This window comes from Streptomyces cyslabdanicus, from assembly GCF_052663305.1.
In genome coordinates this window covers 108,219-123,941 of record NZ_JBQRUW010000037.1, presented here as the reverse complement: position 1 = coordinate 123,941, position 15,723 = coordinate 108,219, and the positions used below count along the sequence as shown (strand labels likewise).

Annotated in this window: 13 protein-coding genes and 1 pseudogene; 11 read left to right on the top strand and 3 right to left on the bottom strand. The window is 72.6% G+C overall.

Going from position 1 to position 15,723, the window contains the following annotated elements:
* Window positions 1–300: 300 nt before the first annotated feature.
* From ACTYVM_RS21925 to ACTYVM_RS21910, 4 genes are read left to right on the top strand one after another with little or no spacing between them, the layout of a single operon-like run.
* On the top strand, window positions 301–1,470 hold the full coding sequence (locus tag ACTYVM_RS21925) for a cupin domain-containing protein (RefSeq protein WP_445527553.1): 1,170 nt from the start codon (window positions 301–303) through the stop codon (window positions 1,468–1,470).
* Window positions 1,467–2,315 (top strand): fumarylacetoacetate hydrolase family protein, encoded by an 849-nt coding sequence (locus ACTYVM_RS21920; RefSeq protein WP_445527552.1) that lies wholly within the window; start codon window positions 1,467–1,469, stop codon window positions 2,313–2,315. The genes ACTYVM_RS21925 and ACTYVM_RS21920 overlap by 4 nt, the downstream gene beginning before the upstream one ends.
* Window positions 2,315–3,022 carry a maleylpyruvate isomerase family mycothiol-dependent enzyme gene (locus ACTYVM_RS21915; protein WP_445527551.1) on the top strand — a complete coding sequence of 236 codons (708 nt, stop codon included), beginning with the start codon at window positions 2,315–2,317 and terminating at the stop codon, window positions 3,020–3,022. The genes ACTYVM_RS21920 and ACTYVM_RS21915 overlap by 1 nt, the downstream gene beginning before the upstream one ends.
* A 33-nt stretch (window positions 3,023–3,055) precedes the next feature.
* Window positions 3,056–4,342: an FAD-dependent oxidoreductase gene (locus ACTYVM_RS21910; RefSeq protein ID WP_445527550.1), complete on the top strand. Its 1,287-nt coding sequence runs from the start codon at window positions 3,056–3,058 to the stop codon at window positions 4,340–4,342.
* A gap of 256 nt (window positions 4,343–4,598) precedes the next feature.
* On the opposite strand, the gene ACTYVM_RS21905 is transcribed toward ACTYVM_RS21910, so the two are convergent.
* Entirely contained in the window at window positions 4,599–5,207 is a 609-nt protein-coding gene (locus ACTYVM_RS21905; protein ID WP_445527549.1) for a TetR/AcrR family transcriptional regulator, read from the bottom strand.
* An 89-nt stretch (window positions 5,208–5,296) separates the two neighbouring features.
* On the bottom strand, window positions 5,297–5,941 hold the full coding sequence (locus ACTYVM_RS21900) for a CGNR zinc finger domain-containing protein (RefSeq protein ID WP_445527548.1): 645 nt from the start codon (window positions 5,939–5,941) through the stop codon (window positions 5,297–5,299).
* A 38-nt stretch (window positions 5,942–5,979) separates the two neighbouring features.
* On the opposite strand from ACTYVM_RS21900, the gene ACTYVM_RS21895 reads away from it, so the two are divergent.
* From ACTYVM_RS21895 to ACTYVM_RS21880, 4 genes are all read left to right on the top strand, one after another.
* On the top strand, window positions 5,980–7,185 hold the full coding sequence (locus ACTYVM_RS21895) for an MFS transporter (RefSeq protein ID WP_445527547.1): 1,206 nt from the start codon (window positions 5,980–5,982) through the stop codon (window positions 7,183–7,185).
* Between the two features lie 226 nt (window positions 7,186–7,411).
* Complete coding sequence (locus ACTYVM_RS21890; protein ID WP_445527546.1) at window positions 7,412–9,085, top strand: NAD-dependent malic enzyme; 1,674 nt, start codon at window positions 7,412–7,414, stop codon at window positions 9,083–9,085.
* Window positions 9,082–10,578, top strand: a complete 1,497-nt coding sequence (gene fumC / locus ACTYVM_RS21885) for a class II fumarate hydratase (RefSeq protein WP_445527545.1) — start codon at window positions 9,082–9,084, stop codon at window positions 10,576–10,578. Before ACTYVM_RS21890 ends, fumC begins: the two co-directional genes overlap by 4 nt.
* An 81-nt stretch (window positions 10,579–10,659) precedes the next feature.
* A complete protein-coding gene (locus ACTYVM_RS21880; protein ID WP_445527544.1) occupies window positions 10,660–11,814 on the top strand; it encodes a PP2C family protein-serine/threonine phosphatase in 1,155 nt (384 codons plus the stop codon).
* On the opposite strand, the gene ACTYVM_RS21875 is transcribed toward ACTYVM_RS21880, so the two are convergent.
* Window positions 11,786–12,670: a LysR family transcriptional regulator gene (locus ACTYVM_RS21875; RefSeq protein WP_445527543.1), complete on the bottom strand. Its 885-nt coding sequence runs from the start codon at window positions 12,668–12,670 to the stop codon at window positions 11,786–11,788. The genes ACTYVM_RS21880 and ACTYVM_RS21875 overlap by 29 nt on opposite strands.
* 114 nt (window positions 12,671–12,784) lie before the next feature.
* Between ACTYVM_RS21875 and ACTYVM_RS21870 the strand changes: the two genes are divergently transcribed.
* The 3 genes and pseudogenes from ACTYVM_RS21870 to ACTYVM_RS21860 all read left to right on the top strand — a co-directional run.
* Window positions 12,785–14,119: an MFS transporter gene (locus ACTYVM_RS21870; protein ID WP_445527542.1), complete on the top strand. Its 1,335-nt coding sequence runs from the start codon at window positions 12,785–12,787 to the stop codon at window positions 14,117–14,119.
* A 125-nt stretch (window positions 14,120–14,244) separates the two neighbouring features.
* Window positions 14,245–15,300, top strand: a complete 1,056-nt coding sequence (locus tag ACTYVM_RS21865; RefSeq protein ID WP_445527541.1) for a maleylacetate reductase — start codon at window positions 14,245–14,247, stop codon at window positions 15,298–15,300.
* Window positions 15,297–15,698: pseudogene (locus tag ACTYVM_RS21860) on the top strand (dioxygenase); the annotation flags it as partial. The gene ACTYVM_RS21865 and the pseudogene ACTYVM_RS21860, both read left to right, overlap by 4 nt.
* Between the last annotated feature and the right edge of the window lie 25 nt (window positions 15,699–15,723).

Here is a 15,723-nt window from a genome sequence, read left to right as displayed (position 1 = left end):
TCTCCCTGGCTGGGAAGGAGAGGCGTCCCCGAAGCGGGAGCCTCGGCAGCGTGAAGCGTGAAGCGTGAAGCGTTGAAGGGCTCGGCTCTGCGTACGCGGTGGGGGAGAGGGGGCACGACGCGAGTCCGCTGTGATGCCGTGGAGGATGACATTCGCTTTACGTGCCGTCAATACTTCATTCGTGATCTAAAGCAAGTGTCGTATTCGTAAGGTCGACGTCGACGGGCGACGGATTCCGCTGAGATTCTGCTGACCAGAATTCGCATGTTCTTCAGGGAGGCACGGCGCACGCTGTGGTCCGTGACTCAGTCCTCCCTAGCCCAAGACATCGACACGGGTTCCCCGGTCCGGCTCCAGGCCGTCGCCGCGGAGGGGCAACCCGAGGTCACCCCGGCGCTCGAAGAGCTGTACCGGGGCTTCGAGCAGGAACTGCTCGTCCCCCTCTGGACCGAGATCGGCGACCTGATGCCGGCCCACCCGCGCTCGCGTGCCGTGCCGCACCTGTGGCGCTGGGACCGGCTGCGGGAACTGGCCGCCCGGGCCGGCGACCTGGTCCCCGTCGGCCGCGGCGGTGAGCGCCGGGCCATCGCGCTGGCCAACCCCTCCCTCGGCGGCAGGCCGTTCGCCACGCCCACGCTGTGGGCGGCCATCCAGTACCTCATGCCCGGCGAGGACGCTCCGGAGCACCGGCACACGCAGCACGCCTTCCGTTTCGTGGTCGAGGGCGAGGGCGTGTGGACGGTCGTCGGACGCGACCCGGTGGCCATGCGGCGCGGCGACTTCCTCCCGCAGGCGGGCTGGAACTGGCACGCCCACCACAACGCCACCGCCGAGCCCATGGCCTGGATCGACGGGCTGGACATCCCGTTCCAGTACGCCACCGAGACCCAGTTCTTCGAGTTCGGCCGCGACGAGATCAGCGACGCCGAGCGGATCACCCCCGACCGCTCGCGCGCCGAGCGCCTGTGGGGCCACCCCGGCCTGCGCCCGGTCTCGGCCGGTGAACCCGCCCCCGGATCGCCCCTGTTGGCCTACCGCTGGGAGCACACCGACCGCGCCCTGAACGACCAGCTCGCGCTGGACGCCGAGGGCTTCGGCGGAACCGTCGAATCCGGCCACGCCGCCGTCCGGTTCACGAACCCGGCCACCGGCGCCGACGTACTGCCCACCATCCGGGCCGAGATGCACCGGATCGCGCGCGGGGCCGAGACCACGCCGGTGCGTGAGGCCGGCTCGTCGGTCTACCAGGTCTTCGACGGTTCCGGCACCGTCACCGTCGGCGACCGCACCTGGTCGGTCACCCGCGGCGACCTGTTCGCCGTCCCCTCCTGGCAGCCGCTCTCGGTCCGTTCCGAGGCGGGCTCCACCGACTCCGACTCCGGAGCCCTGGACCTGTTCCGGTTCAGCGACGCGCCAATCTTCGAGGCCCTCCGGCTGGACCGTACGCACGTGGAAGGAACCACCCGATGAAGCTCGCCACCCTCCGCACCGGCGGCACCACCCGGGCCGTCCGGCTCGACGGCGACGTCCTGGTCGACCTCGGCGTCCCCGACCTGGGCACCCTGCTGGAGCAGGACGACTGGGCCGCGCGCGCCGCCGCGGTCACCGCCGACGGCGCGACGACGTACCCCGTGGACGGAGCGGACTTCGCCCCCGTGGTGCCCGCCCCGTCGAAGGTGGTGTGCGTCGGCCTCAACTACCGTAACCACATCCAGGAGATGGGCCGGGACCTGCCCGAACACCCGACCCTCTTCGCCAAGTTCGCCGACTCGCTCATCGGCCCCGGCGACGACATCGTCCGGCCGGAGGAGACCGACGCGTTCGACTGGGAGGTCGAGCTGGCGGTGGTCGTCGGCGAGCGGGTGCGCCGCGCCCGGGGCGAGGAGGCCGAGCGGGCGATCGCGGGCTTCACCGTGCTGAACGACATCACTTGCCGGGACTGGCAGTTCCGCACCCGCGAGTGGCTCCAGGGCAAGATGTGGGACTCCACCACCCCGGTCGGCCCCTGCCTGGTCACCCCCGACGAACTGCCCGGGGGCGTCCGCCCCGCCCTGGACGTCAAGCTGACCGTCGACGGCGAGGTCATGCAGTCCGACACCACCGGCGACCTGCTCTTCGACCCGGTCGACCTGGTCGAGTACGTCTCCACGATCGTCCGCCTGAACCCCGGTGACATCATCGCCACCGGTACCCCCGGCGGTGTCGGCCACGCCCGCAAGCCGGCCCGCTACCTGCTGGGCGGCGAGACGGTCGTCACCGAGATCGAGGGCATCGGCCGGCTGGAGAACCGGGTCGTCGAGGAGAAGTCCGCCTGATGTCCCGCACGTTCGACGACGCCCGCCGCTGGGCCCGGCTCGGCACCGAGCTGATCCTCAAGGCCGCCGACGGCCTCGACGACGGCGCCTTCGCCGCGCCCAGCGCCCTGCCCGGCTGGAGCCGGGCGCACCTGGCGGCACACGTCGCCGCCAACGCGGAGGCGCTGTCCAACCTGGTGCACTGGGCCGCCACCGGCGAACCCACCCCGATGTACGCCTCACCCGAGGAGCGCGCCGCGGGCATCGAACGGGGCCGCGCCCTGCCGGCCGCCGAACTGGCCGCGTGGCTGGGCGACTCGGCGGAGGTGCTGGAGACGGAGATGGCCGCGCTCGGCGAGAGGCAGTGGCACACGCCGGTCGTCACGGCACAGGGCAGGACCGTGCCGGCCACCGAGGTGCCCTGGCTGCGCTCCCGCGAAGTGTGCGTGCACGCCGTCGACATGGCGAACGGCGTGTCCTTCGCCGATCTGCCGCCCGACTTCCTCGCCGCCTTGTGCGACGACGTCGCCACCAAGCGCGCCGCGGCTCCCGGCCCGGCCGTGATCCTGCGGGAACCGGGGGGCGCCACCTGGGAGCTGCCGGGTGAGGGCGAAGCCGCCCTGGTCGACGGCGCCCTGCCCGACCTCGCGGCCTACCTCACCGGCCGGGACGCCGGCCTGCTCGCGGCGGACGGAACGCCCGCCCCCACGCTGGGCGCCTGGCTCTGACCGGGGCCCGCCCCGCGACCGAAGGAACAGATCATGAACCCTGAAACCAGCCCCGCCGGGCGGCCCGACGTCCTTGTGGTCGGCGGCGGCATCGGCGGCCTCAGCACCGCCTACGCCCTGGCCCGCCAGGGACTGCGGGTGTGGGTCCTCGAACGGGCCCCGGAGTTCGGTGAGGTGGGCGCCGGCCTGCAGGTCGCGCCCAACTGCACCCGCATCCTCGCCGAGTACGGACTGCTGGACGAGGCCAGGACACTCGGCGTCGTCCCGGAGAACATGGTGATGCGGGACGCGCTCGACTCCGGGGAGCTGACCCGGCTGGACCTGCGCGACCTCGAACGGCGCTACGGCTTCCCGTACATGGTGATCCACCGCAGCGATCTGCACGGCATCTTCCTGCGTGCCTGCGAGCGCGCCGGTGTCGAGCTGCTGACCGACCGGACGGTCGTCGACTACGAGCACACCGAGGACGGCGCCCTGATCCGTCTGGAGGACGGCAGCACCGAGGAGGCGCCGCTGGTCGTCGCCGCCGACGGGCTGCACTCGGTGGCCCGCCGCAAGCTCGTCGGCGACGACGTGGTCAGCTCCGACTACGTCGCCTACCGCGCAGCCGTCCCGATCGAGCAGGTCCGGGACAACGGTGTCGCGGAGAAGGACGTCACCGTTTACGTCGGCCCCCGCTGCCACTTCGTGCAGTACGCCCTGCGCGGCGGCGACATGTTCAACCAGGTCGCCGTGTTCCGGTCGCCCAAGGCCCTGGCCGGTCGGGCCGACTGGGGCACTCCCGACGAGCTGGACGCCGCCTTCGAGGCCACCTGCGACACCGTGCGCAAGGGCATTCCGCTGATGTGGCGGGACCGCTGGTGGCAGATGCTCGACCGCGACCCCGTCGCGACCTGGGTGCACGGGCGCATCGCCCTGCTCGGCGACGCTGCGCACCCGCCGCTGCAGTACATGGCGCAGGGCGCGATCATGGCGATCGAGGACGGCTGGGTGCTCGCCCGGCACTACGCCCGGCAGGCCGAGGCGGCTCCGGCGGGCGTCCGACCGGACTGGGACGCCGCGCTGGCGGCCTACGAGGCGGTGCGGGTGGAGCACTGCCGTCGGGTGCAGACCACGGCCCGCGCGTGGGGCGAGCTGTGGCACCTCGATGGAGGGTCCCGGCTCCAGCGCAACGCGATCATGCGGGCGCGGGACCCTTATGACTACTCCTTCACCGACTGGGTGTACGGCCCGACCGCGCTGCAACCGGACGAGGAGCCCCCCATGTTCACGCCGATCCCGCTGTCCTCGGCGGCCCTCGAGGACTCCCTCCAGGACTGATTCGAGGACGCGGGGGACGAGCCGTTGCGGGAAGCGGTCACGGCGACGGGGAGCGGCGCTCCGTGAGGGACACCCGCCGCTGAGCGGCGGCCCGCACCCCCGTACGACAGGACAGCCGGCCCGGACATCCGGGCCGGCTTCCGTGCTCCTACGCGGACATGAACTCCTCGACCGCGATCGGGTTGGTCTTCGGGCGCTGCTCTTCGGCGTCGTCACGCACCGTCGACGCCGGCCGCGTGCCCGGCCGCGCGTCCGGTCAGGTCAGGAGCCGCACCCAGCTGGCGCTGAGCTCGTCGAGCATCTGGTCACGACTGAGCCCCCAGTCGGCGCGATGCCAGTTCTGCGCGACGAAGTCGAGCTCGGCCATCGCGAGGACGCCCCGGAAGTGGCGCTGGTGGGGTTCGAGACGGCCGGCCCTCGCCAGCCCGTCCTCGATGTCGCTGATGGCCTCCTCCAGCCATCGCTCGACCAGATCGGTGAGTTCCGGATCGACCGCCGCGGCGTCACGGGCGACGCGGATGATCGGCCGGATCGCCGGCCAGCTGTCGGCCGTTCGCCGCAGCCACGCCGTGATCGCCTCCGGTGAACCGTCGGCGACGGTCGCGACGAGGCCCTGCGCGGTGGAGCCGTGCTCGGGGGAGCGCACCCGCTCCAGCGCCTCGTTGAGCTGCTCGTCGATGAGGGCTTTCATCAGTTCGCTGCGGGAGGGGAAGTACGCGTAGAAGGTCACCCGTGTGGTGCCCGCCGCGGTCGCGATGTCGTCGACCGTGGTGGCGGCGTACCCCTTCGTCTTGAACAGCTCGAGTCCCGACTCCAGGAGCAGTCGGCGCGTCATCTGCTTCTGCGCCTCACGAAGGTTCGCCATGCCGGGATCCTAACGCGCCCGAAGGCTGTCACCGGGCAGTCCGGCCACCCGGCAGGCTCTCTGACCATTATTTTTTCATCGCGTCTATTTCATTGACGTTGTGTACCCCGCCGCCCGGCGGAGCGGCCGCGCCGATGGGCGGCGACCCGTTCGCGGGTCGCGCACCGCCGGGAGCAGTAGCGGCGTTCGGAACCGCTGCCCCGGGTGATGAAGACGTTCCGGCAACTGGGGGAGGCGCAGACCCCGCCGGGCGGACGCTGGCTGTCCCAGACGAGGATGGTCAGGGCCATGCACGACGAGGCGAGGAGCCACTCGTCCCAGGGGGCGTCGTCGTCGCCGTCGAGGTGGGGGTGCCAGGGGCTGTCGCCGCCGTGCGAGGTCAGGCGGAGCGGCCCGGTGTGCTCCCGCAGAAGACGGTTGAGAACGGCGGCGGCGCCGTCGGCGTGCTCGGCGGCGAAGACCTCGCGCAGCAGGGCGGCGGCGGCACACATCCCGCTGACATCCAGGGGGGTGAGGTCGAGGGGCTCCGCCTCACCGTATGCGCGGAGCACGTCGGCGACGGCGGCCGGGTCGGGGCGGTTGTCGGCGAGAACGTTGAGCAGGGCGGCGGTTCGTCGAGCCGTGGTCAGCACGGAGTGCCGGGTGGACCCGTCGTCGGGGGTGCCCGGGGTGCTGGGGGCGCCGTGGGTTCCGGGGGCGTCGGGGGTGGGGGACACCCGCGCAATGTAACGCATGTTGCCGACCTTTGAGTTACCTCCGTAACGTCTCTGCGATGAAGAAGCGTTACTCGGTGGGCTCCTATCTCGCCGGAGCGGTGGCAGCCCGTGCCGGGGACGAGATGTCGGGACCGGCGCTGATGCTGGCGGGGTTCGCCCTGACCGGGTCGACCGCGGACGCGTCGTCGCTGCTCGCGGGTGTCACCGTCTCCGCGGCGGCGGGAGGGCCGGTGCTCGGGGTGCTCCTCGACAGAGCGCGACGACCGGGCCGCCTGGTGGCCGCGACCCTTCTCCTGTACGCGGCGGGCCTGGGCCTGATCCTGGTCGGGCTCGGCCGGTTGCCGTTCGCCGCCACCGTCCTGATCGCCGTGGTGACGGGGCTGCTGGGACCTGCCCTGTCGGGTGGGTGGACAGCCCAGCTTCCCCGGGTGGTGACGGGCGACCGGCTGCCCCGGGCGAACGCGCTCGACGCCATGACGTTCAGCCTGGCGAGCCTGGCCGGTCCGGCACTCGCCGGTGTCGTGGCCCAGGGGCTGGGAGCCCCGTCGGCGGTGGCGGTCTCCGCGGCGCTCATCGTCTCGGCACTGCCCGCCGCGTGGCTGCTGCCCGCCCGTCCCGGTCGGGCGCGGGACGCCGGGGCCGTCTCGGTGATCGGCGATCTCGCCGCCGGACTGAGGGTCGTCGCCGGAAGGCCGTCGTTGGCCCGGGCGACCCTCACCTCGATCGTCACCTGTGCCGCCCAGGGCATGCTGACGGCCTGCGTCCCGCTCCTGGGCGAACGCGCCCTGGGCGGAGCCGCCCGTGGCGCGGTACTGCTCACCTGCGCGGCGGTCTCCGCCCTGGTGGCCAACGCGGTACTCGCCCGGTCCCCGCGCCCGCTCGCGCCCGACACCGTCGTCTGGGCCGGTGCCCTTGTCCAGGCTGCCGCGTTGGCCTGTGCCACATCGGGTCGACCGACTGTGCTCATGGTGGCCGCGGTCGTCCTCGGGGCCGGTGAAGGACCGCAGCTGGCCGCCCTGTTCGCGGTCCGCCACCGGGAGGCCCCGGAGCACCTGCGCGGCCAGATCTTCACCACCGGCGCCAGCCTGAAGATCACCGGCTTCGCCGTCGGCGCGGCGGTCGCCGGACCGGTCGCGACCTGGTCCCTCCCCGGCGCCCTGGCGCTCGCGGCGACCGTGGCGGCCCTCGCGGCGCTGGTCTTCTTCGCCGTCCCGTCGGCGACGGCCTCCTCGTCCGCAGACCGCGGGGAGCCCGCCTCCTGAGCCAACTCCCCACTGCCGCCTGGTCAGTCGGACCCCGCCCGGATCTGCGTCCGGCGGCTCGTCCCCTCCGGCGGCGCCCCGCCTGCTGCTCCTGCCGCGCGACCCACCCAAGATCGACGAGCGCCGGTGGGAGCTGTGTGCGCACGGTGGAGATACCGGCGGACGACTGTCCTGGTGCGGGGCCGCCGAGCGGCGCGCGCATCGCTACGCACATGGGGAAACCATCATGACCAAGAGCATCGTGCGGACTTCCGCCCCTCCGAACGCCCTGGCGGATCCACTGCTGAACCACGGGGTGGCGTTCACCGAGGCGGAACGGGACGAGCTGGGCCTGACCGGGCGCCTGCCGTCGGGGGTGCTGACGCTCGAGCAGCAAGCGCGGCGCGCCTACGAGCAGCTGCAGGCCCAGGACGGGGACCTGGCCAAGAACGTGTTCCTCGAGCAGCTCCACGACCGCAACGAAACCCTCTACTACCGGGTGCTCACCGACCACCTCGTGGATCTGCTGCCCATCGTGTACGACCCCACGGTCGGCGAGGCGATCGAGAAGTACTCCCACGAGTACCGCCGCCCCCGGGGTGTCTTCTTGTCCGTCGACCGCCCGCAGGACATCGAGAAGGCCTTCGCCACGCTCGGACTCGGGGCCGAGGACGTGGACCTGATCGTGTGCACGGACGCGGAGGAGATCCTGGGCATCGGTGACTGGGGTGTGGGCGGGATCCAGATCTCGGTCGGCAAGCTGGCCGTGTACACGGCCGCCGCCGGCATCGACCCGCGCCGCGTCATCCCCGTGTCGCTGGACGTGGGCACGGACCGCGCGTCCCTGCTGGACGATCCGCTCTACCTGGGCAACCGGCACCACAGGGTGCGCGGCGCCGACTACGACGCGTTCATCGGGAGGTTCCTGCGCATCGCCGCGTCGATGTTCCCCGGCGCGCTGCTGCACTTCGAGGACTTCGGCCCCAGCAACGCCCGGCGGATCCTGGAGACCTACGGCGACGCCTACCGGATCTTCAACGACGACATGCAGGGCACCGGGGCGATCACCCTGGCCGCGGCCCTGTCGGCCGTCAAGGTCAGCGGTGTGCCGATGCGCGACCAAAGGCTCGTGGTGTTCGGCGCCGGCACCGCCGGGGTCGGCATCGCCGACCAGTTGCGCGACGCCATGATCCGGGACGGCGCCGGCCGCGAGCAGGCCACCGCACAGGTGTGGCTGATCGACAAACAGGGTCTGCTCACCGGGGACATGGCCGATCTGCGGGACTACCAGCGGCCGTACGCCCGCGACCCGGGGGAGGTCGCCGGCTGGGCGGGCGACGGCGGCGCGATCACCCTGCTGGAGACCGTGCGCCGGGTCGAGCCGACCATCCTGCTGGGCACCTCCACCGTGCACGGCGCGTTCACCCGCGAGGTCGTCGAGGCCATGGCCGCCGGCACCGAGCGGCCGATCGTCTTCCCGCTCTCCAACCCCACGTCGCGCATCGAGGCCATGCCCGCCGACGTCATCGCCTGGTCCCGGGGCAAGGCCCTGGTCGCCGTCGGCATCCCCACCGCGCCCGTGGACCATGCGGGAGTGACCTACCGGATCGCCCAGGCCAACAACGCGCTGCTGTACCCGGGCCTGGGGCTGGGCACGATCGTCTCGCGTGCGTCGCACGTGACCGCCGGCATGCTGCTCGCGGCCGCGCAGGCGGTGGCCGACCAGGTCGACGTCTCCGTGCCGGGAGCCTCGTTGCTTCCGCCGGTGGAGAACCTGCGGGAGTCGTCGGCGCTCACCGCGGCGGCCGTGGTCCGCGCGGCGGTCGGCGAGGGCGTCGCCGCCCGCGAACCCGCCGACGCCGACCAGGCGGTCCGTCAAGCCATGTGGCAGCCGGTCTACCCGGGCGGGGCGGATTCATGACACCGCCGCCCGGCCCCGGCGCGACCCCGGACGGCGACCCGCGGGCAGACCGCGCTCCGAAGATCCTCGACCTGCCCGTCGGCCTGCACGCCGCCGGTACCCGGCGGGAGACCGACTCGATGGGCGCCGTGGACGTCCCGGCCGACCGGTACTGGGGCGCGCAGACCCAGCGCTCGCTGATCCACTTCTCCATCGGGGACGACCGGATGCCCAAGGCCGTCTACCACGCCTACGGCCACGTCAAGAAGGCCGCCGCGATCGTCAACGGGCGGGCCGGACGGCTGCCGGCCTGGAAGGCCAGCCTGATCGAGAAGGTCGCGGACGAGGTCATCGCCGGTGAACTCGACGACCACTTCCCGCTGTACGTGTGGCAGACCGGGTCCGGCACGCAGTCCAACATGAACACCAACGAGGTCATCAGCAACCGCGCCATCCAGCTCGTCGGCGGCGAACTGGGCAGCAAGACACCCGTCCACCCCAACGACCACGTCAACATGGGGCAGTCCTCCAACGACACCTTTCCCACCGCCATGCACATCGCCGCCCTCAAGGCCGTCCGCGAGCGCCTGCTGCCCAGCGTGCGCGCACTCCAGCAGGCGATCGAGGCCAAGGCGGAGCAGTGGCGCGACGTCGTCAAGACCGGTCGCACCCACCTGGAGGACGCCGTGCCGCTCACCGCCGGACAGGAGTGGTCCGGCTACGCCCACCAGCTCGACCAGGCGGCCGACCGGGTCACCGGTTCCGCACGGGGGCTGTACGAGCTGGCCATGGGCGGCACCGCGGTCGGGACCGGGCTCAACGCCCCGCCCGGATTCGGCGAGCAGGTCGCCGCCGAGATCGCCTCCGCGACCGGCCTCCCGTTCACCACGGCCGAGAACAAGTTCGCGGCCCAGGGCGGTCTGGACGCCATGGTCGGCGCCTCCGCCGGGCTGAGGGCGCTGGCCGTGCCACTGATGAAGATCGCCAACGACATCCGCTGGCTGGCCTCCGGACCCCGCTGCGGCCTGGCCGAACTGAACCTCCCGGCGAACGAGCCGGGCTCCTCGATCATGCCGGGCAAGGTCAATCCGACCCAGTGCGAGGCGATGGTCATGGTCTGCATCCAGGTGCTGTCCGAGGACACCGCCGTCGCCTTCGCCGGCTCCCAGGGCAACTTCGAGCTCAACGCCATGCGCCCGATCGTCATCAACAACTTCCTGCACGCGGCCACCATCCTCACGGACGCCTGCACCAAGCTGCGCCAGTACTGCATCGAGGGCACGCGGCTCAACCGTGACCGGATCGACAGGTACGTCGACCGGTCACTGATGCTCGTCACCGCGCTCTCCCCGGTCATCGGCTACGACAAGGCCTCGGCCATCGCCCACCGAGCCGACGACGAGGGCACCACCCTGCGCGAGGCCGCACTCGCCTCCGGCTACGTCACCGCCGAGGAGTTCGACCGCGTCGTCGACCCGTCCGCCATGGTCGGCACGGCCCGGCAGCGCGGGTGAACACGCCGCCACGCTCCGGGCCGGCCCGTCGGACGCGAGAGCGCCGGGTCAGGTTTCGCGCGAGTGGGGCACATTGGAACCATGCACATCGGGCAGCGCCTCGTCCGGCCGCGGCAGCCATGGCCGTCGCGGCACGCGTTGGTGACGATCCCGCTGGCGCTGATCGTCGTGATCACCCTGGCGGATCTCCACTCGCCGGAATCCATCCACCTCGGGCCCCTGCTCGTCGTGGCACCCGCCATCACCGCCTCGTTCGGCGGCTACCTGCTCACCGGGCTGATCGGAGCCCTGGCGGTGGGGGCGCAGGCGGTCATCGCCGTACTCAACGGCGGACTGGACGACGCCAACCACATCTCGCAGCTCGTCGCGCTCGCCATCCTCTCGGCCTTCTCCGTGGTCGTGTGCTACATCCGGGACCTGCGGACGGAGGAACTGGCCCGGGTGCGGTCCGTCTCCGAGGCCGCCCAGAGAGCCCTGCTGCGGCCGCTGCCCGACCACCTCGGTGACCTGTACATCGCCTCCTCGTACCTGGCAGCCGAGAAGGAGGCGTGCATCGGCGGCGACCTGTACGCGGTGACCCGCACCGGCGACCGTGCGCGGGTGATCGTCGGCGACGTGCGGGGCAAGGGACTGGCCGCGATCGGAGAGGCGGCCACGCTGCTCGGCTCGTTCCAGGAGGCCGCGCACCACCACCCCACGCTGCCCGCCCTCGCGGAGGCCCTGGACCGCAGCGTCTGCCGCTACCTCGCCGAATACCCGGAGGCCGACGAGGAGGCCCAGGAGCACTTCATCACCGCGCTGCTGCTGGAGATCCCCGAACACCGCCCCGTGGCCCGGGTCGTCCACTGCGGGCACCCGCCGCCCTTCCTGATCAGACAGGGGCACGTCGTCGCCATGACGAGCCCCCGCCCGGCGCCTCCGCTGGGCATGTCGGGCCTGCGTCCGGGCGCCTACGACCTGCATGCCTTCTCGTTCCGGCCCGGTGACACCCTCCTCCTCTACACCGACGGTGTGGTGGAGGCCCGCGACCGCAGCCGGGCCTTCTACCCGCTGGAGGAACGGGTCGCCCAGTGGGCCAGGTGCGGCCCCGGGACCCTGGTGCAGCACGTGGTGGAGGATCTCCTCGCCCACACCGACGGGGCTCTCGGGGACGACGCCGCGCTCCTCGCCATCCGGCGCGCACCCGGGCCGCACACCGGTCTCCACCTCAGCCATCGGGCACACGGAGCTGTCTGACGTGGCGCAGGAACGCGGCGACCGCGGGCGACAGGTCTCCGCGCGGGTGGACGACCCTGACGGTCCAGGCCGGTGCGCGCCCGGCGAAGGGGCGTACCGGCAGTTCCGGGAACCGGGCGGCGAGCGACGGGGGCATGATGCACACGCCGAGGCCGTGCCGGACGAGATCGGCGGCCGCGAGCAGGTCGTTCACCTCGAACGTGACGGTACGGTCCAGGGACGCCGCCCGGAAGGCCCTGTCGACCTGGTGCCGCACCGCCCAGCCGGGGGAGAAGTCCACCAGCGGCAGCCCGGCGGCCTCGGCCAGCGTCACCGGACCCCCGGACGGCAGGCCGTCCTGCGCCGGGGCGGTCACCAGGACCATCTCCTCCCGCGACAGCAGCCGGGTCGTCAGACCGCGCGGCACCGGGGTGTCCAGGGCGGTCACCGCCAGGTCGACGGCACCCTCGCGCAGCGCCTGCGGGATGTCCCCGGCCGGGGCCTGGCACAGCCGCACCACCACCCCCGGATGCTCCCGGTGGAAGTCCGCCAGCGCCGCGGCGAGGCCGCCGTGCAGGCCCTGCATCACGCCGATCGTGATCTCTCCGTGCAACTCGCCCTGGACGACGTCCACCGCGACCCTGGCCTCCTCGGCGGCGCGCAGGGCGGCGCGGGCGGCCGGCAGGAAGGCGCGCCCCGCGGGGGTCAGGGACACCCGGTGGGTGGTGCGGTGGAACAGCGCCGCGCCGAGCTCGCGCTCCAGCGTGCGGACGGTGCTGGAGACCGCGGACTGCGCGACGTGCAGACGCCGGGCCGCGGCGCTGAACCCGCCTTCCTCGGCGACCGCGACGACGACCGTCATCTCGCGAAGATCCATGGCCGGCCTTCCCTGGGCCATCTCCCCCACAGATAACCATCATCTCGGATTATCTCCGCGTAAAGGGAAAAAGCGACTCCATCCGCTTGTTGGCAGGAAAAGCACGGAAAGGCGGTGAACGAGGTGAACGAAGGGGCAGGGCCGGTTCGGAGCACTCCCGTCCTGGACGGTGGATTCCGTACGGAGCGCGGCGGGTCCGCCCGGAAGTCCCGGGCGCCCGAGCGTCCGGGCACCGCACTGCGGTACGGCGCGGGGTTCTGGACGGTCGCCGCGGTGTTCGTGACGGCCATGGCGTTCTCCACCGTTCCCACCCCGCTGTATCCCCTGTACCAGGCCCATGACGGGTTCTCCACGTTCACGGTCACCATCGTGTTCGCGGTCTACGCGGTCGGAGTGCTGGTCAGTCTGCTGCTCGCCGGGCACGTCTCGGACTGGCTGGGCCGCAAGAAGGTCATGACGTCGGCTCTGGCGCTGGAGCTGCTCGCCGCCGCCCTGTTCCTGTCCGCGCCGTCCCTGCCGGTACTGGTCGTCGCCCGGCTGGTCACCGGTCTCGGCGTCGGCATCCTCACGGCGACCGCCACCGCGTATCTCCACGAGCTGCACAGCGCCCACCGGCCCGGCGCCTCGGCACGGCGGTTCGAGGTCGTGTCGACCGCGGCCAACATCGGCGGACTCGGCCTCGGACCCGTCGTCACGGGGGTCCTCGCCCAGTACCTGGGTGCGCCGCTGCGGCTGCCGTACGCGGTCTTCGTCGTGCTGCTGCTGACCGGTGCGGCCGCCCTCGCGCCGATGCCCGAGACCGTCGCCAGGCCCGCCGTCCGGCCGGCCTACCGCCCGCAGCGGGCCGGGATCGCTCTCGGCGTACCCGGATTCCTCACCGCCGCCGCGGCCGGCTTCACCTCCATGGCCGTCTTCGGCCTGTTCACCTCCGTGGTCCCCGGCTTCGTCGGCGGAACCCTGCACCACCCGTCCCGGGCGCTCGCCGGACTGGTCGTGTTCGCGGTGTTCGCGGCCGCGGCGGCGGCCCAGACGGGCACCGGCCGGCTCGGCGTCCGGGCGCGCTGGTACGTCGGGCTGCTCGCCCAGGCCCTGGGCATGGCCGTCCTCGCGGCCGGTATCCACCTCGCCAGCCTGCCCGTGTTCCTGCTCGCCGGGATCATCGCCGGGGCCGGCGCGGGCGTGCTGTTCAAGTCCGCCGTCGGACAGGTGGCCGACGCGGCGGCGCCGGCCCGGCGCGGCGAAGCCCTCGCCGGCCTGTTCCTGGCCTCCTACCTCGGCGTCGCGCTGCTGCCCGTCGGCCTCGGCGCCGCCAGCCGGTCCATGAGCCTGTCCGACGCGACGACGTGGTTCGCCGCCGTCGTCCTCGCGCTGCTCGCCGCCGTCGCCGTACGCGGCCGCCGCCGGGAACCCACCGCGGCCGGCGAGCCCGTTCCACGGCACGGGCGGTGAGCCTCGCGGGGTAGAACCTCGTACGAGTACGACCCGGACAGGGAGCCGGACGACATGACCACCGCCCGGCGGTGACGCGTGCCGGGCCCCCTGGGTGAGACCCCTCCGAGAGGTGAGAACGTGCCATGAAGTTCCTTCACGAGACGCTGCCGCAGCGCGTGGTGTTCGCTCCGGGCGAGGCGGCGGGCGCGGTGGCCGGCGAGGTCGCGGCGCTGGGGGCGCGGAAGGCCATGCTGATCGCCTCCGACCGGGGGGCGGCCCTGGCCGACCCGATCGCGCGGGAGATCCCGGTCGCCGTGCGCCACGACGAGGTCGTGATGCACGTGCCGGTCGAGGTCGCCCGGCGTGCCCGTGAGGCGGTCGCCGCGTCCGGCGCCGACGTACTGGTCAGCGTCGGCGGTGGCTCGACCACGGGTCTGGCCAAGGCGGTGGCGTTGACCACCGGCCTGCCGATCGTCGCCGTGCCCACGACCTACGCCGGATCCGAGGCGACCAACGTGTGGGGCCTGACCGAGGGCGAGACCAAGACCACCGGGGTCGACGACGCGGTGCTGCCCCGCTCGATCGTGTACGACGCCGACCTGCTGACCGGCCTCCCGGGCGAGCTGTCCGTGGCGTCGGGCCTGAACGCGATGGCGCACTGCGTCGACGCCTTCTGGGGGCCGCGCGCCGACCCGATCGACCGGGTGCTGGCGGGGGAGGGCGTCCGCGCCCTGGCCGTCGGCCTGCCCGTGGTGGCCGCGGACCCGGCGAGCACGGAGGGGATCGGGCAGACCCTCTACGGCGCCTACCTCGCCGCGGTCTCCTTCGCCGGCGCCGGTTCGGGCCTGCACCACAAGATCTGCCATGTGCTGGGGGGCATGTTCCATCTCCCGCATGCCCAGACCCACGCCGTCGTCCTGCCCCATGTACTCGCCTTCAACGCACCCCACGCCCCCGAGGCCGAGCGGCGCATCGCGCAGGCCTTCGGCAGCGCGACCGCCTCGGAAGGCCTGGCCGCGCTGCGCGCCAGGCTGGACGCGCCGAAGGCACTCAGGGACTACGGCATGCCCGAGGAAGGAATCGCGAAGGCCCTCGCGCCGATCCTGGCCGCGATCCCCGCCGGCAACCCCGCACCCGTCACGGAGGGCGACATCACCGCGCTGCTGCACGCAGCCTGGGAAGGGAGCGAACCGTCATGACCGACGTCCGCACCGGGTCCGCCGGGGCCGAGCACGAGACGCCCCGGCCGCCCGTGTCCGTCGAGCAGGAGGCCCGGGAGGAGGAACTCCTTCAGCGGGTCGTCCGCTCCTTTGGCCAGTGCGGGGACCCGCGCCTGAAGCAGGTGATGGTCTCGCTGGTCGAGCATCTGCACGCGTTCCTGCGGGAGGTCCGCCCGACCGAGGAGGAGTGGGCCGCGGCGATCGCGTTCCTCACCGAGGTCGGCCACATCACCGACGACAGGCGGCAGGAGTTCATCCTGCTCTCCGACACCCTCGGCGCCTCGATGCAGACCGTCGCGATCAACAACCGGGCCTGCGGCGACGCCACCGAGGCGACCGTGTTCGGACCCTTCTTCGTCGAAGGGTCTTCAACTGTTGGGGGTTTCGCTTAAGAATCCTTGT